Annotated in this window: 26 protein-coding genes; 13 read left to right on the top strand and 13 right to left on the bottom strand. The window is 56.5% G+C overall.

Going from position 1 to position 24,009, the window contains the following annotated elements; translation table 11 throughout:
* Positions 1–16: 16 nt before the first annotated feature.
* Positions 17–841, top strand: a complete 825-nt coding sequence (locus ACOSDM_RS15925) for a glycosyltransferase (protein WP_420725541.1) — start codon at positions 17–19, stop codon at positions 839–841.
* A gap of 31 nt (positions 842–872) precedes the next feature.
* Here the strand turns inward: ACOSDM_RS15925 and ACOSDM_RS15920 are convergent, their stop codons facing one another.
* The 4 genes from ACOSDM_RS15920 to ACOSDM_RS15905 form a co-directional block, all read right to left on the bottom strand.
* Entirely contained in the window at positions 873–2,414 is a 1,542-nt protein-coding gene (locus ACOSDM_RS15920) for an alanine/glycine:cation symporter family protein (RefSeq protein ID WP_420725540.1), read from the bottom strand.
* A gap of 10 nt (positions 2,415–2,424) precedes the next feature.
* Positions 2,425–2,862 (bottom strand): universal stress protein, encoded by a 438-nt coding sequence (locus ACOSDM_RS15915; RefSeq protein ID WP_420725539.1) that lies wholly within the window; start codon positions 2,860–2,862, stop codon positions 2,425–2,427.
* A 350-nt stretch (positions 2,863–3,212) separates the two neighbouring features.
* Positions 3,213–3,971 carry a class I SAM-dependent methyltransferase gene (locus tag ACOSDM_RS15910; protein ID WP_420725538.1) on the bottom strand — a complete coding sequence of 253 codons (759 nt, stop codon included), beginning with the start codon at positions 3,969–3,971 and terminating at the stop codon, positions 3,213–3,215.
* Between the two features lie 17 nt (positions 3,972–3,988).
* Positions 3,989–4,435, bottom strand: a complete 447-nt coding sequence (locus ACOSDM_RS15905; protein WP_420725537.1) for a GlcG/HbpS family heme-binding protein — start codon at positions 4,433–4,435, stop codon at positions 3,989–3,991.
* Positions 4,436–4,533: 98 nt separating this feature from the next.
* On the opposite strand from ACOSDM_RS15905, the gene ACOSDM_RS15900 reads away from it, so the two are divergent.
* From ACOSDM_RS15900 to ACOSDM_RS15890, 3 genes are all read left to right on the top strand, one after another.
* Positions 4,534–4,908, top strand: a complete 375-nt coding sequence (locus ACOSDM_RS15900; RefSeq protein ID WP_420725536.1) for a VOC family protein — start codon at positions 4,534–4,536, stop codon at positions 4,906–4,908.
* Positions 4,909–4,989: 81 nt separating this feature from the next.
* The gene (gene rpe / locus ACOSDM_RS15895; RefSeq protein ID WP_420725535.1) at positions 4,990–5,655 is read left to right on the top strand and encodes a ribulose-phosphate 3-epimerase; all 666 of its coding nucleotides are present in this window, start codon (positions 4,990–4,992) and stop codon (positions 5,653–5,655) included.
* 29 nt (positions 5,656–5,684) lie between these two features.
* Positions 5,685–7,349: a heparinase II/III family protein gene (locus ACOSDM_RS15890; protein ID WP_420725534.1), complete on the top strand. Its 1,665-nt coding sequence runs from the start codon at positions 5,685–5,687 to the stop codon at positions 7,347–7,349.
* 258 nt (positions 7,350–7,607) lie between these two features.
* On the opposite strand, the gene ACOSDM_RS15885 is transcribed toward ACOSDM_RS15890, so the two are convergent.
* The gene (locus tag ACOSDM_RS15885; RefSeq protein WP_420725533.1) at positions 7,608–8,207 is read right to left on the bottom strand and encodes a short chain dehydrogenase; all 600 of its coding nucleotides are present in this window, start codon (positions 8,205–8,207) and stop codon (positions 7,608–7,610) included.
* A gap of 106 nt (positions 8,208–8,313) precedes the next feature.
* Between ACOSDM_RS15885 and ACOSDM_RS15880 the strand changes: the two genes are divergently transcribed.
* Positions 8,314–9,237 carry a LysR family transcriptional regulator gene (locus ACOSDM_RS15880; protein WP_420725532.1) on the top strand — a complete coding sequence of 308 codons (924 nt, stop codon included), beginning with the start codon at positions 8,314–8,316 and terminating at the stop codon, positions 9,235–9,237.
* Here the strand turns inward: ACOSDM_RS15880 and ychF are convergent.
* The 7 genes from ychF to fsa all read right to left on the bottom strand — a co-directional run bounded on the left by ychF (position 9,234) and on the right by fsa (position 15,488).
* Positions 9,234–10,334, bottom strand: coding sequence for a redox-regulated ATPase YchF (gene ychF / locus ACOSDM_RS15875; protein ID WP_420725531.1), 1,101 nt, complete (start codon positions 10,332–10,334; stop codon positions 9,234–9,236). The two genes, ACOSDM_RS15880 and ychF, sit on opposite strands and share 4 nt — an antisense overlap.
* A gap of 32 nt (positions 10,335–10,366) precedes the next feature.
* A complete protein-coding gene (gene pth, locus ACOSDM_RS15870; protein WP_420725530.1) occupies positions 10,367–11,077 on the bottom strand; it encodes an aminoacyl-tRNA hydrolase in 711 nt (236 codons plus the stop codon).
* 34 nt (positions 11,078–11,111) lie between these two features.
* Positions 11,112–11,777: a 50S ribosomal protein L25/general stress protein Ctc gene (locus tag ACOSDM_RS15865; protein WP_420725529.1), complete on the bottom strand. Its 666-nt coding sequence runs from the start codon at positions 11,775–11,777 to the stop codon at positions 11,112–11,114.
* Positions 11,778–11,932: 155 nt separating this feature from the next.
* Complete coding sequence (locus tag ACOSDM_RS15860) at positions 11,933–12,868, bottom strand: ribose-phosphate pyrophosphokinase (RefSeq protein ID WP_420725528.1); 936 nt, start codon at positions 12,866–12,868, stop codon at positions 11,933–11,935.
* 207 nt (positions 12,869–13,075) lie between these two features.
* Positions 13,076–14,032 carry a tyrosine recombinase XerC gene (locus tag ACOSDM_RS15855; protein ID WP_420725527.1) on the bottom strand — a complete coding sequence of 319 codons (957 nt, stop codon included), beginning with the start codon at positions 14,030–14,032 and terminating at the stop codon, positions 13,076–13,078.
* A 40-nt stretch (positions 14,033–14,072) separates the two neighbouring features.
* A complete protein-coding gene (locus ACOSDM_RS15850; protein ID WP_420725526.1) occupies positions 14,073–14,780 on the bottom strand; it encodes a DUF484 family protein in 708 nt (235 codons plus the stop codon).
* 54 nt (positions 14,781–14,834) lie between these two features.
* A complete protein-coding gene (gene fsa / locus ACOSDM_RS15845; RefSeq protein ID WP_420725525.1) occupies positions 14,835–15,488 on the bottom strand; it encodes a fructose-6-phosphate aldolase in 654 nt (217 codons plus the stop codon).
* Positions 15,489–15,641: 153 nt separating this feature from the next.
* Between fsa and ACOSDM_RS15840 the strand changes: the two genes are divergently transcribed.
* From ACOSDM_RS15840 to ACOSDM_RS15805, 8 genes are all read left to right on the top strand, one after another.
* Positions 15,642–17,858, top strand: a complete 2,217-nt coding sequence (locus ACOSDM_RS15840; protein ID WP_420725524.1) for a primosomal protein N' — start codon at positions 15,642–15,644, stop codon at positions 17,856–17,858.
* A 92-nt stretch (positions 17,859–17,950) separates the two neighbouring features.
* Positions 17,951–18,505, top strand: a complete 555-nt coding sequence (gene pgsA, locus ACOSDM_RS15835) for a CDP-diacylglycerol--glycerol-3-phosphate 3-phosphatidyltransferase (RefSeq protein WP_420725523.1) — start codon at positions 17,951–17,953, stop codon at positions 18,503–18,505.
* A 21-nt stretch (positions 18,506–18,526) separates the two neighbouring features.
* Entirely contained in the window at positions 18,527–19,033 is a 507-nt protein-coding gene (gene mobB / locus ACOSDM_RS15830; protein WP_420725522.1) for a molybdopterin-guanine dinucleotide biosynthesis protein B, read from the top strand.
* Positions 19,034–19,098: 65 nt separating this feature from the next.
* The gene (locus ACOSDM_RS15825; protein WP_420725521.1) at positions 19,099–20,823 is read left to right on the top strand and encodes an adenylate/guanylate cyclase domain-containing protein; all 1,725 of its coding nucleotides are present in this window, start codon (positions 19,099–19,101) and stop codon (positions 20,821–20,823) included.
* A gap of 70 nt (positions 20,824–20,893) precedes the next feature.
* The gene (glp, locus tag ACOSDM_RS15820; protein ID WP_420725520.1) at positions 20,894–22,189 is read left to right on the top strand and encodes a gephyrin-like molybdotransferase Glp; all 1,296 of its coding nucleotides are present in this window, start codon (positions 20,894–20,896) and stop codon (positions 22,187–22,189) included.
* Positions 22,190–22,441: a molybdopterin converting factor subunit 1 gene (gene moaD, locus ACOSDM_RS15815; RefSeq protein ID WP_420725519.1), complete on the top strand. Its 252-nt coding sequence runs from the start codon at positions 22,190–22,192 to the stop codon at positions 22,439–22,441. It abuts the gene before it with no gap.
* Positions 22,442–22,444: 3 nt separating this feature from the next.
* Positions 22,445–22,894 (top strand): molybdenum cofactor biosynthesis protein MoaE, encoded by a 450-nt coding sequence (locus tag ACOSDM_RS15810; protein WP_420725518.1) that lies wholly within the window; start codon positions 22,445–22,447, stop codon positions 22,892–22,894.
* On the top strand, positions 22,888–23,382 hold the full coding sequence (locus ACOSDM_RS15805) for a GNAT family N-acetyltransferase (protein WP_420725517.1): 495 nt from the start codon (positions 22,888–22,890) through the stop codon (positions 23,380–23,382). The genes ACOSDM_RS15810 and ACOSDM_RS15805 overlap by 7 nt, the downstream gene beginning before the upstream one ends.
* Here the strand turns inward: ACOSDM_RS15805 and ACOSDM_RS15800 are convergent.
* Positions 23,377–23,883 carry a hypothetical protein gene (locus ACOSDM_RS15800; RefSeq protein WP_420725516.1) on the bottom strand — a complete coding sequence of 169 codons (507 nt, stop codon included), beginning with the start codon at positions 23,881–23,883 and terminating at the stop codon, positions 23,377–23,379. The two genes, ACOSDM_RS15805 and ACOSDM_RS15800, sit on opposite strands and share 6 nt — an antisense overlap.
* Positions 23,884–24,009 lie beyond the last annotated feature (126 nt).

Here is a 24,009-nt window from a genome sequence, read left to right as displayed (position 1 = left end):
CGAATCGGGGGAAATCGTGAAGTCGCCAACAGAAACATCTATTGGCACCATGCCAGTGACCCACCATATCGGCCATGATGGCGCAGCGTTGCAGCCACCGTTTGACGCGGCCATCGTAATCCCGACACTGCTGCGCCCCAGTCTGGCGCAAGCGCTGCGATCGATCTTTGCCCAGGAAAATATTGGGCGTCTTCATATTCTGATCGGTGTCGACCGGGCAGAAGGGGACATCGCTGCGATTAATCCCGTATTTCAGGAACAGCCCGATAATTGTGTCACGACACTGGTCAATCTGGGCTATTCAACATCCACCCGGCACGGTGGGGTACATGCCGCCTGGGATGGCGGGGCATTGCGCACCATCCTCAGCTATATGGCCAACAGCCGCTATGTTGCCTATCTGGATGATGACAACTGGCTGGCACCGGATCATGTGGAAAAATTGCTGAAGGCGATACAGGGGCATGATTATGCCTATACCCTGCGCTGGTATGTCGACCCGGCAACCCTGAAACCATTATGCGTTGATCGGTTGGAATCCGTCGGGCCGGATGCAGGCGGGTACAAGGACTCCCTGCGGGGCTTCGTCGATCCCAATTGCCTGATGCTGGACAAGATCGCCTGCCTTGCCGTGCTGGGCCTGTGGAGTGTTCCGATGAAAGGGGACGATACCAATCTTTCCGCCGACCGCCAGGTCTTTGCAGCCCTGGTTCAACACTTCAGGGGCGGCCCAACCCATACGCCGACCGTCTTTTATCGCCTGAATGAGCTGGATAAGGGATATTCCAAACGCCTGGAATGGATCGCCCGACAGTCCAATAAAAATGCCGGGACCCAATGATCGGGCCCCGGCACCTTTCGTAGGGATTACATTAACCCTTGAAGCGTTTGATCTCGCCTGACTTCAAACGACTGAGATAGGAGTTCAGCTCCTTCTTAACGATTGGCATCAGGACATACAGGGCGGCAATGTTCACAACCGCCATGGCAAAGATCGCCGCATCAGAGAAATCAATGACCGGCCCCAGGCTGGCGGCCGCACCGATTACCACGAACACACAGAACATCACCTTAAAGGTCAGTTCCGCACGCTTGCTTTCCCCAAACAGGAAGGTCCAGGCCTTCAACCCGTAATAGGACCACGAAATCATGGTGGAAAACGCGAACAACACCACCGCAATGGCCAGGACATAGGGGAACCAGCTGAATGCTGAGGCAAAAGCCGCAGAGGTCAGCGCCACACCGGACGTGCCCCCGACAGTCTGAATCATATTGCCATCCATCAGATAGTTGCCCGTTGCCGGATCCACCATCAACTGACCGGAGATCGTGATAACCAAAGCGGTCATCGTACAGATCACGACCGTATCGATGAATGGTTCCAGCAGGGATACGAAGCCCTCTGTAATCGGCTCCTTCGTGCGCACGGCAGAGTGTGCAATGGCAGCAGAACCAACCCCGGCTTCATTCGAAAACGCTGCCCGCTTGAAGCCCTGGATCAAGGCCCCGACAAAGCCACCGGCAATACCAAGACCGGTAAACGCCCCTTCAAAGATCTGACCAAAGGCCCAGCCGATCTGGTGATAATTCGCGGCGATGATGATAAGCGCTGCCACGACATACAAAACCCCCATGAAGGGAACGACTTTTTCCGTCACGCGGGCAATGGATTTGATCCCGCCAACGATGACTGCAAAGACTACGGCTGCGAAAATCACACCTGTGATCCAGCCTGGATAATCCCCCAGGATACCGGAAATCTGGGCATGGGCCTGGTTCGCCTGGAACATATTCCCACCGCCAAGGGCGCCCAGGATACAGAAGATCGAAAACAGGATCGCCATGATCTTCCCACCCGGCATCTTGCGTTCGATGAAGCCCTTGGAAATGTAATACATCGGGCCACCCGACACGGTGCCGTCTGGATACTCATTGCGATATTTCACGCCCAGGGTACATTCGGTGAATTTGGACGCCATGCCTAACAATCCAGCCAGGATCATCCAGAATGTTGCGCCAGGACCGCCGATCCCTACAGCGACCGCCACCCCGGCAATATTTCCCAGACCGACCGTTCCTGACAAAGCGGTTGCCAGCGCCTGAAAATGACTGACCTCCCCCGCATCATTGGGGTCTGAATAATCGCCCTTCACCAATTGAATGGCATGTTTGAAGGCCCGGAACTGAATGAACCCGAAATACAGCGTAAAAATCGACGCCGCGACGACCAACCAAAGCACGATCCAAGGGAAACTGGTTCCCGGAAGCGGTGCAAAGATAAGATTAACGAAAGGCCCAGTTACCGCCGCAAAAGCTTCATTGACGGCCTGATCGATCCCGCCGGCTTCTTGTGCGAAGGCGGCAGACGGTGTTGAAAGCAGCCCTGCAAGGGCCGCGAATGACAGTTTTTTCATGATTTTCTCCTCAGCCGACAACGGTCACAGGGACGGTTGCATGCATGACCAGATTGGCGGTCGCCGTGCCAAACACACGTTTCACGAAACCGCCTTCGGACGAACGGGCAACCACGATCTGGTCGGCCCCTTCATCTTCAGCCACCTTGTTCAACAAATCCGCGACATCGCCATGTCGAACGATGCCTCGGGCCGAGAAGCCGTCTTTCTTCAACGCGGCGACACTGGGCGTTACGACACGCTCCAGAGCCGCTTCGATTTCTTCCTCGCGGCGTTTGTGCCGCACCGCATTTTCTTCCGCTGTCTGGAAAGAATACGGCGACCATTCAATCACATAAACCAGGATCAGTTCGCATGTCCCCATGCTCTTTGCGAGCTTCTTTGCGAAGTCCAGGGCACGCATGCCTGATCCATCCCCGTCGAGCCCAACCACGATACTTGTTGTCATCTTATTTCCCCTATTTATGAACAACAAAGTGCTGCACCATTTCGGCACAAAAACATCCCACGGATGTCTTGATTAAAAAGTGGGCACCAGAATAGGATCGGAAACAAGCGTTTTGTGGGCTTCTCAGGAAATTTATTGCAGTTTTATGAAAGTTCGCGCGAGACAATAATACCGCTATAGTTGTTCTTTCGCGATGAACCAGATCATGCAAATGAGCCGGTAGAATCCAACGCTGCGGCTTAAACCCATACTATTTCAAGGGATTATTTTTGAATGCATTGCAACATGTTCGCAACTGCAACAGTCGGTAAACGGGCAGGTATACTTGACTGCCGACTTACTGAATCATGTCACGGCTTTCTGCCACTGAGTATGGCGTGACCGGCGCGGTAAAAGCTGACATCCACCGCTTGAAACCCTGATTCGCGCATCCAGAGGCATTGACCTACCAAAGAGGACGGCTTGTCGATTGGATCGGCATCCGGTGCGAGAAAGAAGTTCCACCCCAAACGCTCAAACGCGACCAATGCACGGAGGTCTCCATACTTGGCCATCGATTGCGACCGCACAATGTCTTCCCATTGTTTGGCTGCAATTTCCAATCCAATAGGTGTTGTTGGCATAATAATATCAACCAATACAAACAAACCACCCGGATTTAACGCGCAATACAGATCATGAAACAAACTCTGCTTCTGTGGACCATCCAGATGATGCACTGCGAGCGATGAGACAAAAGCTGTCGGCTTGGGATTAACATCTCGCCAATCAGACTCCGCCAGATTAAATAATTGTGTATCCAATCGATCTGTATGCGCAGCGCAAGTCTCGCGCGTTTCCGCCAACATCGCTGGCGACCCGTCCCAGGCAGACATTCTTGCACTTGGAAAGCGTTCAAGGATTGCTGCTGACAGCTGGCCAGCGCCGCAACACAGTTCAACAACATGCGGCGTTTCAGAGTCAGTAATAGCGGGTGCTAATAGGTTCAACACCGTCTCGCGCAGCCGATCCCCTTCTGGTGTAAATTCAGGCCCATAGGCGATAAAGTCGGCACTGTCCTGTTCCGACCAACCTGTATCGGGAACTGATGTCAATTCACTCTCAACCATTGCATTCTCCCCACCCTCTAATCCCCCGCATCCGGGACAAAGCCTGCGGCCAGGATACCGGCAATTGCTAGGGCCTCGTCATACTCTCCAGCCTCTCCTGCCACGCCTACGGCACCGACGGTGTTGCCGGCTGGGTCACGCATGAAAACGCCGCCCTTGGTCGCGATCAGGGGCAGGCCCATGCGCTCCATGGAAACACGGCTGATGCCATCAAACCAGGTCGGGAATTCTTCTGCCAGGGCCATCATGGTCTTGGTCGGTTTGCCATAGCTGATGCAGGTCTGTGCCTTGGCCTGGGCGATATGTGCCAGCAGGGCGGGGGCATCCTCTTCCCGCTCCAGCGCCAGCAGATGACCACCAGCATCCACAACGGCGATGGCGACGCGGCGTTCAGGTCCTGATCGGGGGGCCGCCATGGCCTGGGTAAGGATCACCCGTGCTTGCGTTAAAGTCACCGCTTTCATTTTCGCCTCCCTGCCCTGTTTCGGTCCCTGGATCGTTGTCCAACCCTACCGGATGTGTCAAATACAACCGCCCATTCTGCCGATATAAGGAGAGTGCCATGCTGGGACCGATTGATACAATTCGCGTGTTCACCACGGATCTGCCCAAAGCGATTGCCTTTTATCGCGATGCCCTGGAAATGAAGCTGGCAATCAGTGACGAAACCATGGCGATTTTTGCCAATGGCGAAACCAAGCTGATGCTGGAGGCAATTGACCCTCAGGACGAGGATGAAGCGATTGAACTGGTTGGGCGCCTGACGGGAATATCCTTCGCCGTGGCGGATATCCGCGCTGCTTATGCCGCCCTTTCCGACAAAAAGGTGCGATTTGACGGTCGCCCGGAGTTACAGCCCTGGGGTGGGGCACTGGCCTATTTCTTCGATACAGACGACAACATTCTGACATTAATCCAATATCCGCTGCCAGATTAACTGGTTTTGGGCGCTGTGTGTTGCGAAACGGCGAATCTGAGACTAGGTAAGGAAGATATTCCCCTGTCCAAAGGTCATGCCGTGACTCAGAAACCGTGCCGCATCGCGCCTTCCATTCTATCCGCCGATTTTGCGGCGCTTGGTGCAGAGATTGCAGCAATTGATGCCGCCGGGGCGGATTTCATCCATGTTGATGTCATGGACGGCCATTTTGTGCCCAATATCACCATTGGTCCTGGCGTTGTGGCCGCCCTGCGCGCCCACAGCAAAAAGATTTTCGATGTGCATCTGATGATTTCGCCCGTTGATCCCTATATCGAAGACTTCGCAAAGGCCGGTGCGGATATTTTAAGTGTGCATCCAGAATCCGGTCCGCATCTGCATCGCACGCTGCAAAGCATCCGTGCGCTGGGCAAAAAGGCAGGGGTGGTTCTGAACCCGGCTACCCCGGTATCGGTCGTAGAACCGGTAATGGATCTGGTGGATCTGATCCTGGTGATGTCCGTCAATCCAGGCTTTGGGGGCCAGAGTTTCATCATGTCCCAATTGGACAAAATCGCCACACTGCGAAAAATCATTGACGCCACCGGGCGCGATATCGACCTGGAAGTGGATGGCGGGATCAATTTTGAAACGGCCCCACAGGCGATTGCCGCCGGAGCCGACGTGCTGGTCGCCGGCACCGCCACATTCAAGGGCGGCCCCGATGCCTATGCCGATAATATCCGTCGCCTTCGCGGCGTGTGAAGACAGTAACTGAAAGGCCGAATACCCCTATGGAACCGGTCGCCCATTCACCCAGCCTGATTGGTCAGGAATTGCGCTATATCCTCGCACGATTGGCGCGCGTTATGGGGCTGTATCGATATCTGCTGTCTGGCCCCCGCCCCGGCGCGCCCAGTCGCAGCATTGCCGATCCGTGGTCGGGCGATCCCGCATTGGGGCGTGCGATTGCGTCCGGGCGCTATATTTTTGCAGGCACGACCCAAACCCCGCAAGGCTCCCCATGGGAGGCCGCCGACGCCCCTCCGGGATGGCTGCGCGAGGCGCATGGCTTTAGCTGGCTGCGTGACCTGGCGGCGGCTGGCGGCAGCGGCGATGACTCCTCCCGCAGTGCTCAGGCCCTGGTTGGTCTATGGCTGGACTGGGACGCCACGAAGAAGCCGGGCGCTGATCGCATTGCCTGGTCTGCTGCCGTAACCGGGCGGCGCGTGCGGGCCTGGCTTAATCATTGGAGCATGCTGATCGGGGGAGAGTCCGGCACGCTGGGTCCGGAAATCCTGAACTCACTGGGGCGACAGGTTCGACATCTGGATATGATCGCCGGGGCAGAGGGGGATGGTGAAGAACGATTGACCGCTATATTGGGTCTGGTTCAGGCCAGTCTGATGGTCCCCGCCTTTCATCCCCGCCTGTCCAGGGCCGTTGGCCTGATGGAGCGGGAATTGACCTATTCCATCCTGCCCGATGGCTGTCATGCGACCCGCAGCCCCCGCCTTCAGTTCGAGGTTATGCGCGACCTGGTGGGCCTGCGCGAGTTGTTCAGCGAGCTACAGGCCGAAGTGCCCATCTGTCTGGTGACCGCCATTGACCGAATGGCCCCGGTCTTGCGGTTTTTCCGACATGGCGATGGCGGGCTGGCCCTGTTCCATGACACGCGCGAAGGCGTATCAGCAGATATTGATGGCGTTCTGGGGCGCGCCGATGCAAAGGGGCGCGCGCCCACGCGCTGTCCTCATGGCGGGTTTGAACGGTTGGTTTCCGGTAAACTGAACGTCATTGTCGATGCGGGCGCGCCGCCTGGTGCCCCCTATGACAGCCACGCCCATGCCGCCCCCCTGGCAATGGAAGTCAGTTATGGGGCGGAACGCTTAATCGTCAATTGCGGCGCGTCCAAGGTCATTGATGGGGACTGGGCTAAAGCGCAACGCAGCACGGCGGCGCATTCTACCGTTGGCGTTGAAGATACCAATGCCGATGAAATCAGCAATGATGGGCGCATCGGCAGACGCCGCGCCAGCACAGTGGTAGAGCGGAACGAGACTGACGGGGCTGTCTGGATCGACATGTCCCATGATGGCTATCTGAAGCCCTTTGGCGTCACCCATCGCCGCCGCCTGTATCTGGCACCAGAAGGCACCGATCTACGCGGAGAGGACCGGCTGGAAGGAACGGAGGGGCGGACATTCACCCTGCGCTTCCACCTGCACCCGAAGGTCCAGGTCTCGCTATTGTCGAATCATTCTGCCGCCCTGCTGAAAACCCCATCGGGCAGCGGATGGCGATTGCGCGTCAGCGGGGCGGAAATGTCCCTGGCCGACAGCATTTATCTGGGCGGCCCACAAGACACCAAACGCACCCAACAGATCCTGTTGACAGGCGTCACAGGCCCTGAAGGGGCGTCGGTGAAATGGGCGCTTCAGCGCGAAACCAAGCGCTAGTGTGGTGCGCGGTTATTTGGAATCACCAGGATCTCTTTATCGGCCTGTCGGCTAGAAGAGAGCGTGCAGGCGATGTGGTTCATCGTCAAACGCTCTCGACGCCGTCCGACGGGCCGATAAAGGGACCAAAGGCGCTGTTTGCGGCGCTCCGGGCCGCGTCGCCTTCCGCTTGCGATGCCCCGCATCGCTTCGCGAAACGCTCCTAACCGGAGCACCGCAAACAGCGTCCTGGTCGATCCCAAATAACCGCGCACCACACTAAAAGATCTCAAAAACCTGTCCAGTCTGCAGTCCTTCAACACTTTTGGCATAGCCCAAGGCAGCGCGGGCTGCGGGGACTGGATTGTGTCCCCGGAAGTAAGGTCCATAACCTTCCATCGATTCCACGATCACGCCGGGACTAACAGAGTTGATCCGCTGTTTGGCGGGCATTTCAATGGCGGCTGCCCGAACAAAGGCATCCACCGCCCCATTCACCATGGACGCCGAACTGCCATAGCGGATCGGATCCTTGCTGAGTATCCCTGTGGTCAAGGTGAAGGAGGCTGTGTCGCTGACATAATCACGCCCGATCAGAACCAGATTGACCTGGCCTATCAGCTTGTTGTCGATGCCGATGCGATATTTCTCCTCATCGATGTCGGCCAGATCACCGAAATGGACATTACCCACAGCAGAGACAACAGCATCGACTGTGCCCAGTTTTTTATAGGCAGCCTGAATACTGGCCGCATCCCCAATGTCGATGACGATATCCAACCCGCTGCGCGACGCACGAATGATATCGTGACGAGCTCCCAGTTCCTCAGCAGCAGCCTTGCCCAAAGTGCCAGAGGCACCAACGATTAAAATCTTCATAATGTCTGTATCCTTACAATGCGTGTTTGGTGAGGAATATATGGGCATGCAATGCTTGGACTGATAAGATTATATATTTAGAACTTATTGTTTAATGGAGTAAACAATGACGCAATATGTCATGGAAATGTTAAGTTTTGCCGCTGTTGCAGAACAGGGCGGATTTACGGCAGCCGCCCGAAAGCTGACTCTGTCAAAAGGCCTGATCAGCCAGCATGTAAAGCGGCTGGAAGAGGCATTGGGGGCGCAATTGCTGTTTCGCTCTACCCGGCGTATTGAATTGACGGAGGCAGGGGCACAATTCCTGCCCTATTGCCAACGCATCATTGGTACGGTGCAAACGGCATTTGAAGATGTCTCCGCCCTTTACACGCGGCCTGAAGGTCTGGTGCGTATGACCGTTCCCATCTCTTTCGGGGAGGTCTTCCTGCATGAAATATTAACCCAGTTCCAGACCATCCATCCTGGCATCACCATTGAATTGGAGATGGAAAACAAGTTTCAGGACATGAAGTCTGCCAAACTGGATATCGCAATCCGGAAGGGCCTGACAGAAGACCCAGATCAAGTCGCACTGCCAATTGGCCAGTTCTCGGAACATATCTGCGCGGCGCCACACTATTGGGAAACCTGCTCTAAACCCCGCACACCATTAGATCTGGCAGACCATCCCTGTATCGTGAATTTTCATCTGCACAAACTGGGGGAATGGATTTTTTATGCCGATGCGGACCCCATCGCGGTGAAGGTCACCGGTCCGATCCGCCTGAACCATTATCCCCTGATCCGCGATGCGGCGATATCTGGTTTGGGCGTCGCCTTGCTGCCCCGTTATATTCTGGAGCCTGAATTGCAAAAGGGACGGCTGGAACTGGCCCTGACGAGCTATAGAACGCCCACCAGCCCGATCTATATCGTCTATCCCTATCAGGGTCATCTGCCCCTAAAGAACCGGCTGCTGATCGACTTCATTCGGGACTGGTTTCAATCCCGCCCCGCATTGTTGGCACCAATAGACACAGGCAATTAGACATTGAAGCGGAAGTGGAAGACGTCGCCGTCCTGGACCAGATAGTCGCGGCCTTCCAGGCGCAATTTGCCGGTTTCCTTTGCGCCCTGTTCACCACCCACAGCGATGTAATCGTCATAAGCGATGGTTTCGGCCGCAATGAATCCCCGCTCAAAATCCGTATGGATGGCCCCGGCGGCCTGGGGTCCTTTAGCGCCCCGGAACACCGTCCAGGCGCGCGCCTCTTTCGGGCCAATGGTGAAGAATGTGATCTGATCCAACAGCGCATATCCGGCACGAATGACCTGGGTCAGACCGGTTTCTTCCAGGCCCAGAGAATCCAGGAATTCCTTGCGTTCTTCATCGGTTTCCAGCTGCGCGACCTCTGCCTCAATAGCCGCAGAAATCACCACGGCCTGGGCCTTTTCCGCGGCTGCCTTCTCAAAGACCTTTGCGGAATGGGCGTTACCCGTCGCGGCATTGTCTTCTTCAACATTGCAGATATAGACGACAGGCTTGGACGTGATCAGGTTCAGGCGTTTGAACGGCACGACCTCGTCCTTGCTTAAGTCAGCCAGACGCGCCGGCTTGCCATCGCGCAACAGATCCAGTGCCTTGGACATCAGGTCAACATCTGCCTTGGCATCCTTGTCACCGGATTTTGCCTTCTTTTCCAGCGGCACAATGCGCCGTTCCAGGCTTTCCATATCCGACAGCATCAGTTCCGTCTCCACGATTTCCGCATCACGGATCGGATCGACAGAGCCTTCCACATGGGTGATATCGCCGCTGTCGAAACAGCGCAGAACGTGACAAATCGCGTCCACTTCACGGATCGTGCCCAGGAATTTGTTCCCCAGCCCTTCGCCTTTGGACGCCCCCTTAACAAGGCCTGCAATATCAACGAATTCCAACTGAGTCGGGATGATTTTGGCAGACTTGGCGATCACGGCCAGCTTCTCCAAGCGCGGATCAGGCACCGCAACACGGCCCACATTGGGTTCAATCGTGCAAAAGGGGAAGTTTGCCGCCTGCGCCGCCTGAGTCTGGGTCAAGGCGTTGAACAAGGTGGATTTCCCAACATTCGGAAGCCCGACGATACCGCAATTAAAACCCATGACAGGGACGCTCCTTCAAAAAAATAATACAGTCAGTTTTTCTTCGCATCGCCGGATAACCAGCGCTTCATTTGGGCCGCAAGACCGCCCTGTTGTTCCGACGTCGGTTCCGCCTTCACTGCGGGAGGGGTTACGTCAGGCGGGTCAGTCTTGACCGGCTTCTTTTCTGCTGCGGCAGGCTTAAGGTCCATTGCCAGTTTGGACATAAAGTCCGACGCCTTGCCAGCCGCCAGCAGATCAAATCGATCCGAAATTCCTTCCAACAGGCGCTGAAATTCCGGCTGTTCCACCTTGGCAAAATCAGACAGAACATGACCGATCACCCTGGACTTGTCGCCTGGATGACCAATGCCGATGCGCAGCCGCCAATAGTCCACACCAATATGGGCATCAATGGATTTCAGCCCGTTATGGCCGCCATTACCGCCGCCCTGTTTCATTTTGACCTTGGTCGGGGCCAGATCCAATTCGTCGTAGATAACGGTGACATCCGCAGGCTGCAGTTTAAAGAACCGAATCGCTTCGCCCACTGCACGACCGCTTTCATTCATAAAAGTGGCGGGCTTGAGGATCAGTACCTTTTCGCCCGCGCAGTCCCCTTCAGAGACAAGACCCTGAAACCGACTGCGCCAGGCGCTAAAGGAATGGCGGCGGACAATCTCGTCCACCGCCATAAATCCAACATTGTGGCGGTTCCCCTCGTATTTCGGTCCGGGATTGCCGAGCCCTACAACGAGACGCATGGGACGCCACCTTTCTGCTTAAAGGGCAGGAGGATTACTCTTCCGATTCTTCTTCAGAATCGCCTTCACCCTCTTCCTCTTCGCCGTCAACTGCGTCTTCGTCTTCTTCGTCCTCGTCCACGGCTTCAGAGATCACCGGATCAGCGATAGACGCGACAACGAAGTCACGGTCCTGGATAACAGGTTCAGTGCCTTCCGGCAGTTGAACCATGGAAATGCGGATCGTCGCGCCGATTTCATAACCGGTCAGATCGCAGATCACTTCGTGCGGAATGTCTTCCACCGGGCACAGCAATTCGACTTCGTCGCGCTGAACCGTCAGAACACCACCCTCGTCGATACCCGGACATTTGTCTTCATTGATGAAGTGGACCGGAATGTTGACGTTGATCTTCGAGCCCTTCTTCAGGCGCATGAAGTCAATGTGCAATGGCGCATCAGAAACCGGATGGAACTGCACATCACGGGGCAGCGCCTTTTCCTTTTTTCCGCCTTCAACATCGATCGTATAAATCGTGTTGAACAGCGCGCCGATCTGAAGCTGCTTCATGATCAAGCGTGGGTCGATGCTGATTGTTTGAGGGTCTTTGCCGTCGCCATAAATGACGCCGGGTACCAGTCCTTCACGACGGACTGCGCGGGCTGCCCCCTTACCTGCCCGATCCCGCATTTTCGCGGGGAAGATCGCTTCTTCAGCCATCTTGTTTCTCCTTACAATTGGTACTCTCCACCGGAACGCCCTCGTCCCGGCGACCGACCTCCAGGGGTGTCGGCTGGGGTCCCAGCAGGACCAAAGATTTCGACGCCGACACCCAAAATTGCGGGGTCGACCTCGAAAAGCGGCGTCTTGTACACTTAATCGAACAGGCTGGAAACCGATTTTTCTTCGTAAATCCGCTTAATCGCCTCCGCCAACAGGGGCGCAATGGTAACCTGGCGCACATTATGGCTGACCCGGACGGCTTCTGTTGCCTGGATCGAATCGGTAATCACCAACTGTTCCATGGGAGAGGCCGCAACCCGCGCCACTGCCCCACCAGACAGAACACCATGGGTCACAACGCCATGAACAGACGTCGCCCCGGCATCCATCAGCGCCTGGGCGGCATTGCACAGGGTGCCTGCGGAATCGACGATATCATCGATCAGGATACAGGTCCGCCCGCGTGGTTCCCCGATGATATTCATCACTTCGGAAACACCGGCCTTTTCGCGGCGCTTATCAATGATCGCCAGATCGCATTCCAGACGCTTTGCCAGCGCGCGCGCCCGAACCACACCGCCAACATCGGGCGATACGACCATCAATTCGCCCTTACCCTTCAGGGTTTCCGTCAAATCCTTATGCAGGACTGGCAGCGCGAAGAGATTATCGGTGGGCACTTCAAAGAAGCCCTGGATCTGACCGGCGTGCAAATCAAGCGTTAAGACCCGGTTGGCACCCGCCGTTTCAATCAGGTTGGCGACCAGCTTCGCCGAAATCGGCGTGCGGGGGCCGGTCTTTCGATCCTGTCTGGCATATCCATAGTAAGGAATGACCGCTGTCACCCGCCGCGCCGAACCGCGCCGCAGCGCGTCGATCATCACCAATAATTCCATCAGGTTGTCATTGGTTGGATAATTCGTCGACTGAATGACGAAAACGTCTTCCCCCCGAACATTCTCCAAAATCTCCACGAAGATTTCCATATCGGAAAATCGTCGGATAGAAGCTTTGGTTAAGGGGACGTTCAGATAGGCTGTGATCGCCTCGGCAAGCGGCTTGTTTGAATTGCCGGCGAGAATCTTCATGAGATAGCATTTCCCTGGCGCGCTAAGAGGGGCTTTGTCTCGCTGGACTAGGCCTTCCCCCACTCTCAAAAATGAATTACCGAACGCGAATTCCCCTGTCTCTCTTAAAAGTCACCCCATATCGAAAGACATTATCGGACGTCACATTCGGTTACGCGAGATGGGTATACCAAGGGGTACCGGACCTGTAAATGACCTCGACACAGTTTAGCGCGCCCTGGGATGCGCCTTTGCGTATTCGGCCATTAATCGGGCGGTATCGACCTGTGTATAGCGCTGTGTGGTGCTCAACGATGCATGGCCCAGAAGTTCCTGTATGGCCCGCAAATCGCCCCCTGCTGACAAAAGATGGGTGGCGAAACTGTGCCGCAAGGCATGCGGTGTGGCCGTATCCGGCAGGCCCAGCGCAACACGCAGCAACCGAATAGGCTTTCGCGCGGAATCCTGATTTAACACACCACCCCGAACACCCCTGAACAAGGGCCCATCCGGATCACCCGCATAGGGGCTGATTGCCAGATAATCCGCAATCGCCTCCCGAACAACGGGAAGGACCGGGACGAAGCGTTCCTTGTTCCCTTTTCCCAACACTTTCATGGAATCGGTTGTCGGGGCATCCCGTTCCCGCAGGGACAGGGCTTCTGCAATCCGCAAACCACAGCCATACAGCAGGGTCAGCAAGGCGATGTTCCGTTTCGCCAACCAGGGCTGATTTTCAAAATCCCCAACCGATTCCAACAGTAACTGAGCATCCGGCACAGTCAGCGGTTTTGGGATGGAATGCGGCAATTTCGGAGATTTGATCAGGCCGATGCGGTCATTTTCAACCAGCTTGCGCCTACGAAGATAGTGAAAGAAACTGCGCAGAGCCGACAGCTTGCGCGCCCGGGACACGTCCTTAATCTCGACGCGCGCCAAAGACGTCAGCCAGGCGCGAAAATCCAGCAATTGCAGATTTGACAGATCCTCCAGCGTCGGTGGTTCGCCCAGATGATCCGACAGAAACATCAGAAAATCAGACAAATCCCGCTGATAGGCGATAACCGTTTTCGGGCTATAGCGCTTTTCGTCCGCCAACCAACCCAGAAACGCGCGGAAAGCACTTGCCACCGCACCATCGCCAGCAATGGGATGATTGGACAGATCAAATCGATCTTTTGGCATGACCCCACCAAATATATCGGTCGAACCAATCTGGTCCCACCTATTCCGGTAAGTCTAGCCAGATTCGAACCAACTGCGCCAGAACCGCAGACAGGAAGCAGATCAACTCCGTCGCCTGACCGGGGTGGAATTTCTCCGGATCCCGATGCCCGAACGCCAACAGCGCCGCTGGGGAGGCCGATGAAATGTGCAGCCGCACCAAGGCATCGCTTTGCACCAGCGTTGCAGCCCCATCAAACAGGTCCGGGTCGCCGGAAATATGCGCCCGCAACAGCATTTCCTTATCCGGGCCCATCAGGCGATTGACGAAGCCCGGCGGCACCAGCGTGACACTGCGCACCGGGAAATCTTCCGCATTTTCGGATTCCACGGCCAGCGCAACGACATCCATATCCAGCACGACCGCAACATCGGTCTGGATCAGATTGATCAATTGTTCGAATGAATTCGCCGCCAGCAGACGCAGCACACATTCATGGACCCGCGCCTGACTGTTCAGATTTTCGCGGCTGGTATCGATCAATTCCCGCGCGACATCCGTCGTTTCCTCAATCCGGTCCCGCAGGCGACGGATCATGGCATTCTGGAAGTCGGAAACACCCTTCCCCACCGACCGTGTGGGCGGGTCCAGTTCGGACATCAGATCAGGATGTTCATTCAAAAAACCCGGATTGTCGCGCAGGAAGGAGACAACATCCTTCGCTTCGATCGACACCGGGACAGACTGACTGCCGGGAGACGCTTTCATACTTTTAGACCTCCTTCGACACAGGGCCCCGGGGATGCGGGGCCTGGATAACCCTTACAGAATGCTTTGGCCGGTGGCTGCCCAGTCTTTCATAAAGCCATCCAGACCTTTATCGGTCAGCGGATGGCCAAACAATTGACGCAGTACTTTCGGCGGCAAGGTTGCAACGCCAGCCCCCATCTTTGCGGCCTGAACCACATGCACGGGATGGCGAATGGAGGCGACCAGGACTTCGGTGGCGAAATCGTAATTTTCATAAATCGTGACGACATCGGCGATCAGGTCCATACCGTCCTGACCGATATCATCCAACCGGCCAACGAAGGGGGAGATGAATGTCGCCCCGGCCTTTGCCGCCAGCAGCGCCTGAGCAGCGGAGAAACACAGCGTGACATTGACCATGATACCATCATCACTGAGCGCCTTGCAGGTCTTCAATCCAGCTTCCGTTAAGGGCACCTTGACCGCGATGTTATCGGCGATCTTGGACAGCTTGCGGCCTTCCTTCAGCATGGTTTCGAAATCCAGCGCGACACATTCCGCAGAAACGGGACCATCGACGACGTCACAGATTTCCGCTACCACTTCCAGGAAATTGCGCCCACTTTTGGCGATCAGGGACGGGTTGGTTGTCACCCCATCCACCAAGCCTGTTGAGGCCAAATCGCGAATCTCTTCAATGTCTGCCGTATCGATGAAAAATTTCATGTTCGCCTCGCTCCGACCCCACCGCCTGCTGCCCGCTCTGTCGGGGCGGCGATGGAGCCCTATATCTGTGGGGATGATGCCCCGATTCGCGGATGTAAACCGCTTTCCTAAGCGTCTTGGATCAAACACCCGTCGATTAGAGGACAGGGGAGTATGAGCCGAAACACGCTGCCTGAAACCCAGTCTTTGTTCCCTCCCGCCCGTCGGGTCAAGGTCCTATTGCCGCTGCCGCTGGCGGGGGGCTATGACTATGGCGTTCCAGACGGGATGTCCGTGGACTTTGGCGATTTTGTCGAGGTCCCCTTGGGGGGGCGTCGCATCATCGGGATTGTCTGGGATGACCCGCCCGATCCAGACGGTGTGCCCGAATCGAAGCTGCGCCAGATTGAGGCCGTGCTGCCCGTCCCGCCCCTGCCCGATGCGTCGCGCCAGTTTGTGGAACGCATCGCAGCCTATACCCTGGCCCCGCCCGGCAGCGTGCTGCGCATGGCGATGAGTTCCCCAAAATCTCTGGAGCCACCCCCCGTGCGCACGGTCTATACCGCCGCAGACCCCGTGCCGGGGGATTTGCGCCTGACCGGTGCCAGGCGCCGCGTCATGCAGGTTGCCCAGAACAGCCCGGCTTTGTCTGCCAGCGACCTGGCGCGGGAAGCCGGCGTCACCCCCGGTGTCATTCGCGGCCTGGCCGATGCCGGCGGCCTGCTGCCCTTGCGCCTGCCGGATCGGGAAGCCTTCGATGTCCCAGATCCTGCAAAGCAGGGGCCGGACTTATCACCTGATCAGGCGAAGGCCGCCGTTGCCCTGTGTCAGGCGGTAAAGGCCGATACATTCTCTGTGACCTTGCTGGACGGCATTACCGGGTCCGGCAAGACGGAAGTTTATTTTGAAGCCATCGCGACCGCCCTCGCAGCAGATCAGACCGTACTGGTTCTGCTGCCCGAAATCGCCCTGTCCGCACAATGGCTTGAGCGATTTCAAGAGCGGTTCGGCGTCCGCCCAGCCGAATGGCATTCAGACCTGTCGCCCGGCACCCGCCGCCGCACCTGGCGCGCCGTGGCAGAAGATCGCGTCCGGATCATGGTCGGGGCCCGATCCGCCCTGCATCTGCCCTTTCGCGATCTGGGCCTGATCGTCGTCGATGAGGAGCATGACGGGTCCTTCAAGCAGGAAGAAGGCGTGATCTATCACGCCCGGGATATGGCCGTCCTGCGGGCGCAGATCTTTGAATGTCCCATCGTACTTGCCTCTGCAACACCCAGCCTGGAGACTTTGGCGAATGTGGAGGCAGGCCGATATCAAAGCCTGCATCTGACGGACCGCCATGGCACTGCCAGCCTGCCCGACATAGAAATCATCGACCTGCGCAAGACACCGCCGCCGCGCCAGAGATGGATATCGCCCCCGCTGCAGGATGCGCTGGAAGAAACCCTGGCGCGGGGGGAGCAGGCCTTGCTGTTCCTGAACCGTCGGGGCTATGCACCGCTGACTTTGTGTCGCACCTGCGGGCACAGGATAGAATGCCCGATGTGCGATGCCTGGCTGGTCGAACATCGCTTTGGCCGTCGGCTGGAATGTCATCATTGCGGCTATATGATGAAGACCCCGGAAATCTGCCCCTCCTGTGAAGATACCGGCAGCCTGGTTGCTTGCGGCCCCGGTGTCGAACGCTTGTTTGAAGAGGCCAGCGCCCTGCTGCCAGAGGCCCGAATTGAGATTGTCACGTCCGACACGCTGCAAGGCCCCTTGGCCGCCGCTGCCTTTGTGGATCGCATCACCAGTGGCGAGATCAACCTGATCATCGGAACCCAGATCGTTGCCAAGGGCTATCACTTTCCCCTGCTGACCCTGGTTGGTGTGGTGGATGCGGATCTGGGGCTGGCAGGCGGTGATCTGCGTGCGGCTGAGCGCACCTTTCAGATGCTAAGTCAGGTCGCCGGACGGGCGGGCCGTGCCGGTCATGCCGGACGGGTCCTGCTGCAGACCGCCAATCCCACAGCCTCCGTATTGCAAGCGATTGCGCATAATGACCGGAATGGATTCTATGCCGCAGAGGCAGACATGCGTCGCCAACAGACCTGGCCCCCCTATGGCAGGCTGGCCGCGTTAATCGTGTCAGGAGAGGATGAGGGCCAGGTGGAGCGGGTCGCCGCCGATCTGGCACGCACCGCACCACAGGCAGAAGGCCTGCGCGTCCTGGGTCCTGCCGCGCCACCTTTGGCCCTGTTGCGGGGTCGCTATCGCCGTCGCCTGCTGATGAAAACCGACCGCAAAATCAGCATCCAGAAGGCCGTCAGTGATTGGTTGGGCCGGGTAAAGCCCCCCACCAGTGTGCGCATCCAGGTCGACATAGATCCATACAGTTTTATGTAAGTGGTTGAATGCTGGATGCTTATGATTGCGCGACAGTCCCCGGAAGGGTAGTAAGTCTTACTTGCTATTTCCGGGAAGGACCCGCCGGTTCCATGCTGTTCAACCTGCCCAATTTATTGACCCTGTTTCGCATCGTCGCCATCGTTCCGATTGCAGCATTTATTTATGTCGATGCCTATTGGGCGCATTGGACGGCCTTTGGTCTGTTTTCCGCAGCGGGCATCACGGATTTCTTTGATGGATATCTTGCACGCTCTACGGGTCAGGTGTCCAAGCTGGGGCGGTTTCTGGACCCGATTGCCGACAAATTGCTGATCGCCGCCGTGATCTTCATGCTGGTCGCATCGGGTGGCTTGTCCGGCTGGGCGATCCTGCCGGGGCTGATCATTCTTATCCGCGAAATCACGGTATCAGGCCTGCGGGAATTTCTGGCGGAGCTGCGGGTCGGCATGCCGGTCTCAAGCCTGGCGAAATGGAAGACAACCATTCAAATTTTCGCCCTGGGATTCCTGATTGTCGGCACTGCCAGCCCGGCGATAATCCCAAGCGTCCTGATTGGTGAAATTCTGATCTGGCTCGCAGCCGGGCTGACGGTTGTCACCGGCTTTGACTATCTTCGGGCCGGTCTGAAACACATGACAGACTGACCAGCAGGGGGATGCACAAACATGCGCCTTCTGGGCATCGCGGGCTATAGCGGCTCTGGCAAGACAACCCTGGTGACCAAATTGATTCCGGCGCTGACCGCACGGGGATTGCGCGTTTCAACCATCAAACACGCGCACCACAATTTTGATGTCGATACGCCGGGCAAAGATTCCTATCAGCACCGCCATGCTGGTGCGACGGAGGTCCTGATCTCCTCTGCCAATCGCTGGGCGTTGATGCATGAACACCGCGGCGACGTAGAGCCCAGCCTGGACGATCTGGTTGGCAAATTGAGCGATGTCGATCTGGTCCTGGTGGAAGGGTGGAAATTTGGCACCCATCCAAAACTGGAAGTCCACCGCACCGCCACGGAAAAGCCGCTGTTGGCGAACAGTGATGACAATGTCATCGCAATTGCGACGGATACCGACACTTTAATGGGCGTGAAACAGCCGATCCTGCCTATTGATGACATCCCCGCGATTACTGATTTTGTGATCGGGTTTATGCGCACCGGCACAACATAAGTGAATCCCTCTTCCTGATTATCAGGAAACAGGCCAAGATGCTGAAATTAGGGAGGAGATTTGGTGTGCTGAAAGCCAATTCAATCGGGACTAAAATATACTCAATCGCCCTTGGCCTCGTGCTGTTGATGATCATCGTGTCATCCGCCTCAGTATATATGGTCAGCCGAGTCCGAACCGAATTGGAACTGCAATCAACGATCTTCCTGCCATTGAGCAACCATATCGCAGACATCGAATCCCAGGTGCTGGAGGGGGAGGTTCTGATTGAACGTCTGCGCACAGCCCTGGAGGATGAGCGTGTTCATCTGATCTCGAAAGATGTTCATAAGACAATTCGTGATGCGGGTATTGGTGTCCATGATCAGTTCAAAGGGGCCTGGTCCATTCTGGACGCGATCAATATGGATGACCTGACGAAGGCCACCGCCGTATCCACCACAAAAGTCTCTGCAGCCCTGAAATCAGTTGAGCAGCAATACCGTGATTATGAAGCGGATGTGAACCGCCTGTTGGAAGCCCATGACGCAGGCAATTTCGCCAGCATGCCCCTGCTGGATCAGATGCTGACGCAATCTGAGGCCCGGATCTACGAACAGTTGGATGCGTTGCGCCGCGAGATGGGAGATCATGTTGTTGAGGCTGTCGATCAAGTCGTCAGGCTGGACGATATTCTGGATGTTCTGATGGCGGTTCTGACCGCAATCGCCGCCTTGTTGGGCTTGATCTTCGCTGCCATGGTCACAAGCCGGATTGTCACCCCGATGAAGAGTCTGGTCGAAGGATTGAAGCGGGTTGGCGCAGGTGATCTGGAAACCACCCTGGCCGTCACAACGCGGGATGAAACAGCAACCCTGGCCATTGGCTTTAATGAAATGGTTGAAGGCCTGCGCGCCAAGGAACGTATCACCGACACATTCGGTAAATATGTCGACTCCCGCGTTGTGGACGCCCTGATCAGCAATCCGGCTATGACCAAGCCCGGTGGCGACCGGCGCTATATGACGGTCCTGTTTGCCGATATGCGGGGCTTTACCAGCCTGTCTGAGCGCCTGTCGCCGGATGCGCTGGTCACTTTGTTGAATGTATATCTGGAGGATATGTCCGTCCCGATCCAGGAAACAGACGGCGTCATCGACAAATTCATCGGTGACGCGATCATGGCGTATTGGGGCCCTCCCTTTGTGGATGCCACCCATCAGGCCCAAAATGCCTGTACAGCGGCCCTGCGCCAGTTGAACCTGATCGCAGCCTTCCAAAAGAAAGTGCCGGAAATTCTGGGGGTCAGAATTGATGGTGATCCCATCGACATCCACTCAGGCATTGCCAGCGGGCCCGCCCTGGTTGGAACCGTCGGATCCGCCCACCATCGTAATTATACGATCATGGGCGACACGGTGAATTTGGCTGCCCGGATCGAAGGGGCCTGCAAGATTTATGGCGTGCGCCTGTTGGTGGACGAAGCGACACGGAAAGACACAAAAGGCATTTTGTTCCGGGAAATTGACGCCTTGCGGGTAAAGGGGCGCAGCGAACCTGTGAAGGTCTTCGAAGCCATGGTATTCGACCCCGCACCAGAGCCCAAACAACGCCTGGCGCGATGCTTTGACACCGGTCTGTCTGCCTATCGCAGGGGCAGTATTGACGAAGCTGTCAGCGCATTTCAGAAATGCCTGGAAATCGAGCCACAGGACGGCCCGTCCAAAGTCTTTCTCAATCGGCTGGATCATCTCAAAAACTCACCGCCCCCCAGTGACTGGGATGGCGTTTTTGATATGCTAAGCAAGTAACCTGGAAATATCCCCCCACGACGGCTTACCAACAGCCCAACGATGTGGTGGAAAAGGAGGGATACGCCGAATGGCGCAACTGACCGATGATTGTTTTGCCTTTGACGGCCCGCTTATCACAGCTGCCGCCGCACTGGACCATATCCTGACAAAGCTGGTTTGTGTGGCAGAACCGGAACCCTGCCCGGTATCCAAGGCTTTGGGCCGGATTTTGGCGCAAGATGTCATCGCTCCAATGCCGATTCCGCCCTATGCCAATTCCGCCGTTGATGGATTTGCTGTTTACCATGCCGATTTATCCTCCGACAGTGACACGATCCTGCCTATTGGCGGGCGCGTTGCCGCAGGCAGACCCCTGCCACGCCCCCAGAAACGCGCCGAAGCTGTGCAAATATTCACCGGCGCCCCGATGCCACTGGGAGACGGGGTGAAAGGTCCAGATACCGTCATGATGGTTGAAGACTGTATCATTTCAGAAGATCGCCAACAGGTGACCCTTAAACCCGGAATCAAACAGGGTGCAAATTGCCGCCCGGCAGGGGATGACGTCGCAGCAGGCACCAGGATACTGACCAAAGGAACCCGTCTGCGCCCGCAGGAAGTGGGGATGATCGCCGCCTGTGGCCTGGCGGAGGTTCAAGTATTTGCCCCCCTGTCCGTCGCCTTGTTTTCGACGGGCGATGAAGTCCGGCAACCGGGAAATCCCATCCCCAATGGAACGCTGTACGATTCCAATCGCTATACAATTGGGGCCGCCTTGCAAGCCTTGGGTTGTGCGGTCGAAGATCTGGGCATCTTACCAGACGATGCGGCCGTGATCCGCCGCACATTGTCCCAGGCCGCAACGCGCCATGCCGCCATTGTCACCACGGGCGGCATGTCGATGGGGGAGGAAGATCACGTCCGCGCCGCCGTCGAAGCCTTGGGCAGTCTGAATTTCTGGCGTGTCGCAATCAAGCCCGGGCGCCCGATCGGGATGGGCCTGATCCGCCAGGAAGACGCCCCCCCTTGCGCGGTGATCGGCCTGCCGGGAAATCCGGTCGCGGCGTTGACGACATTTGCCGCATTGGCCCGGCCTGTCCTGATGACCCTGGCGGGCTTGCACGTCACCGCCCTTCCCCGGTTCCGGGTCTGTGCGGATTTTGACTATAAGAAAAAAGCCGGACGGCGGGAATTCGTCCGGGTACGTCTGGACGGGATTGACCCGAACACTGGCCTTCCCCGGGCCATTAAACATGGTCGCAGCGGGGCTGGCGTTCTATCGTCCCTGGTCGGGGCAGATGGATTTGTGGAATTGCCCGAAGATGATACCTATCTAGAGTCTGGGACGGCCGTTGATTTCCTGTCCTTCGCGGAGGTGTTTTGAATGAGAATCCTATATTTCGCCTGGCTGCGCCAGAAGATCGGCACCGGAGAGGAACAGATTGATCCCCCGGAAACGGTGGCAACCGCCGGCCAATTAATTGATTGGTTAGCGACCCGTGGCCCTGGCTATGCGACAGCGTTCAAGGATGCCCGTGCGGTTAAGATTGCTGTGAACCAGACATTCGGGGATCGCGAAACACCGATTGCCGCGAATGATGAGGTTGCCTTCTTCCCCCCTGTGACGGGCGGCTGAGACATGACGGTTCGGGTGCAATCGGAAGATTTCGATTTGGGACATGAACTGGATGCCATGACCAGGGGCAATACCGGCATTGGTGGGTTATGCAGCTTTGTCGGATTGGTTCGGGATATGAATGACGGGGCGGGTGTTGGCGGCATGGTCCTGGAACATTATCCCGGCATGACCGAAAAGATGCTGGAAGAAATTGAAGCACAGGCCCATGAACGCTGGCCATTGCAGGCCAGCCTGATTATACACCGCTATGGTCCCTTGCAGCCGGGCGATCGGATTGTTCTGGTCGCAGCCGCCAGCCCCCATCGCGACGCAGCGTTTCAGGCCTGCAATTTCCTGATCGATTGGCTGAAGACAAAAGCCCCCTTCTGGAAAGCGGAACAATTGGACAGTGGCGAAACCCGATGGGTCGAGGCCCGCGAGGGCGATGAAAAAGCAGCATCAAAATGGTAGTGGACGAGGTGGAGCGAATGGAAACAGGACCCCTGGAAATCGTGCGGGCCGGAGAGAATGATGCCGATCTGGTCGCAATCATGGTCCATCGCCTGTTACATGAAATCGGTGCCTGGCACGGTGCGCCGGATGATGAGCGTATTCACGCCGTCTGCCGCCAACTGCTGGAAGAAGACAATCAGTTCAGCGCCCTGTTAGCCTTTGATATGGAGCGACGCCCGGTTGGCGTCATGACGCTGACCGAAGCCGTCGCGATTTATGCGGAAGGGCGTTTGGGAATCATCATGGAATTGTATGTTGTCCCCGATGCGCGGTCAGCCGGGATCGGCGACCGCCTGATTCAGGAAGCCCGGCAGATTGGAAAAAGCCGCGGGTGGAAGCTGTTGGAGGTCAACAGCCCCGATGGTGAAGAATGGACCCGAACCCGAGCCTTCTATGAACGGCAGGGCTTTCGCCATGTTGGCCCGTTCATGAAGCTCGAATTATAGATAGGCAAACGCCTTTTCTTTTGACATGTCCTTCGACAGCTTCTTGGCAACGCGCGCCAATAACTTTGTGCCCACCTTTGAAATTGCCAATTGATCCGGAAAGGGTGGCCCTTTGCTTACCCGATCCACCAGACCATATTGGGCCATCAGGATCAGCAGGCGACGGATCGTTTCTCTGGAAACGCCAATGTTTCCGAAGATTTCAAACAGGGCAGACTGGCTTAGATTCGGAAAAATCCGGATGTTTCCTGGCGTGTCAACTTCATGTCGGGCCAGTAGTGCGGCGAACTGCTTTTCAGTTAAATCAGATGACGCATAATCCTCCAGAAACAAGAGGATCGTATAGCTCTGAATGCTGGAAAGCTGAACCGCATCTTGTCTGGCAAGCGGCGTTCCTATCCCGTTTAGCAGTTTCTCAACTTCCTTCTCAAACACACGCAAAGCTAAGGCTGGCGCACGCAGGGTCGGGTCGATTGGAACTACTGTTTTTTCTTTAGGCATATAGGTTCCTTTTCCCACCAATTAAACCAACGCATCCTTGGGCTTTTAACTGAGCCCAGACTGCGATAAAACCCTCCCATCAGAATCAGTATATCCCATTCTGACAAACAAAGCATTCCTCAGATA

The sequence above is a fragment of the Hwanghaeella sp. LZ110 genome (assembly GCF_048892525.1).
In the GTDB taxonomy this organism is placed as follows: Bacteria; Pseudomonadota; Alphaproteobacteria; order UBA8366; family Aestuariispiraceae; genus Pacificispira.
This window is presented reverse-complemented; position numbering and strand designations above follow the sequence as displayed.

Bases quoted from the DNA above. Each gene is read 5' to 3' on its own strand.
- ACOSDM_RS15920 (WP_420725540.1), bottom strand. From the start codon at position 2,414: ATGAAAAAACTGTCATTCGCGGCCCTTGCAGGGCTGCTTTCAACACCG.
- ACOSDM_RS15915 (WP_420725539.1), bottom strand. From the start codon at position 2,862: ATGACAACAAGTATCGTGGTTGGGCTCGACGGGGATGGATCAGGCATG.
- ACOSDM_RS15910 (WP_420725538.1), bottom strand. From the start codon at position 3,971: ATGGTTGAGAGTGAATTGACATCAGTTCCCGATACAGGTTGGTCGGAA.
- ACOSDM_RS15905 (WP_420725537.1), bottom strand. From the start codon at position 4,435: ATGAAAGCGGTGACTTTAACGCAAGCACGGGTGATCCTTACCCAGGCC.
- ACOSDM_RS15900 (WP_420725536.1), top strand. From the start codon at position 4,534: ATGCTGGGACCGATTGATACAATTCGCGTGTTCACCACGGATCTGCCC.
- ACOSDM_RS15890 (WP_420725534.1), top strand. From the start codon at position 5,685: ATGGAACCGGTCGCCCATTCACCCAGCCTGATTGGTCAGGAATTGCGC.
- ACOSDM_RS15885 (WP_420725533.1), bottom strand. From the start codon at position 8,207: ATGAAGATTTTAATCGTTGGTGCCTCTGGCACTTTGGGCAAGGCTGCT.
- ACOSDM_RS15880 (WP_420725532.1), top strand. From the start codon at position 8,314: ATGACGCAATATGTCATGGAAATGTTAAGTTTTGCCGCTGTTGCAGAA.
- ychF (WP_420725531.1), bottom strand. From the start codon at position 10,334: ATGGGTTTTAATTGCGGTATCGTCGGGCTTCCGAATGTTGGGAAATCC.
- pth (WP_420725530.1), bottom strand. From the start codon at position 11,077: ATGCGTCTCGTTGTAGGGCTCGGCAATCCCGGACCGAAATACGAGGGG.
- ACOSDM_RS15865 (WP_420725529.1), bottom strand. From the start codon at position 11,777: ATGGCTGAAGAAGCGATCTTCCCCGCGAAAATGCGGGATCGGGCAGGT.
- ACOSDM_RS15860 (WP_420725528.1), bottom strand. From the start codon at position 12,868: ATGAAGATTCTCGCCGGCAATTCAAACAAGCCGCTTGCCGAGGCGATC.
- ACOSDM_RS15855 (WP_420725527.1), bottom strand. From the start codon at position 14,032: ATGCCAAAAGATCGATTTGATCTGTCCAATCATCCCATTGCTGGCGAT.
- ACOSDM_RS15850 (WP_420725526.1), bottom strand. From the start codon at position 14,780: ATGAAAGCGTCTCCCGGCAGTCAGTCTGTCCCGGTGTCGATCGAAGCG.
- fsa (WP_420725525.1), bottom strand. From the start codon at position 15,488: ATGAAATTTTTCATCGATACGGCAGACATTGAAGAGATTCGCGATTTG.
- ACOSDM_RS15840 (WP_420725524.1), top strand. From the start codon at position 15,642: ATGAGCCGAAACACGCTGCCTGAAACCCAGTCTTTGTTCCCTCCCGCC.
- pgsA (WP_420725523.1), top strand. From the start codon at position 17,951: ATGCTGTTCAACCTGCCCAATTTATTGACCCTGTTTCGCATCGTCGCC.
- mobB (WP_420725522.1), top strand. From the start codon at position 18,527: ATGCGCCTTCTGGGCATCGCGGGCTATAGCGGCTCTGGCAAGACAACC.
- glp (WP_420725520.1), top strand. From the start codon at position 20,894: ATGGCGCAACTGACCGATGATTGTTTTGCCTTTGACGGCCCGCTTATC.
- moaD (WP_420725519.1), top strand. From the start codon at position 22,190: ATGAGAATCCTATATTTCGCCTGGCTGCGCCAGAAGATCGGCACCGGA.
- ACOSDM_RS15810 (WP_420725518.1), top strand. From the start codon at position 22,445: ATGACGGTTCGGGTGCAATCGGAAGATTTCGATTTGGGACATGAACTG.
- ACOSDM_RS15805 (WP_420725517.1), top strand. From the start codon at position 22,888: ATGGTAGTGGACGAGGTGGAGCGAATGGAAACAGGACCCCTGGAAATC.
- ACOSDM_RS15800 (WP_420725516.1), bottom strand. From the start codon at position 23,883: ATGCCTAAAGAAAAAACAGTAGTTCCAATCGACCCGACCCTGCGTGCG.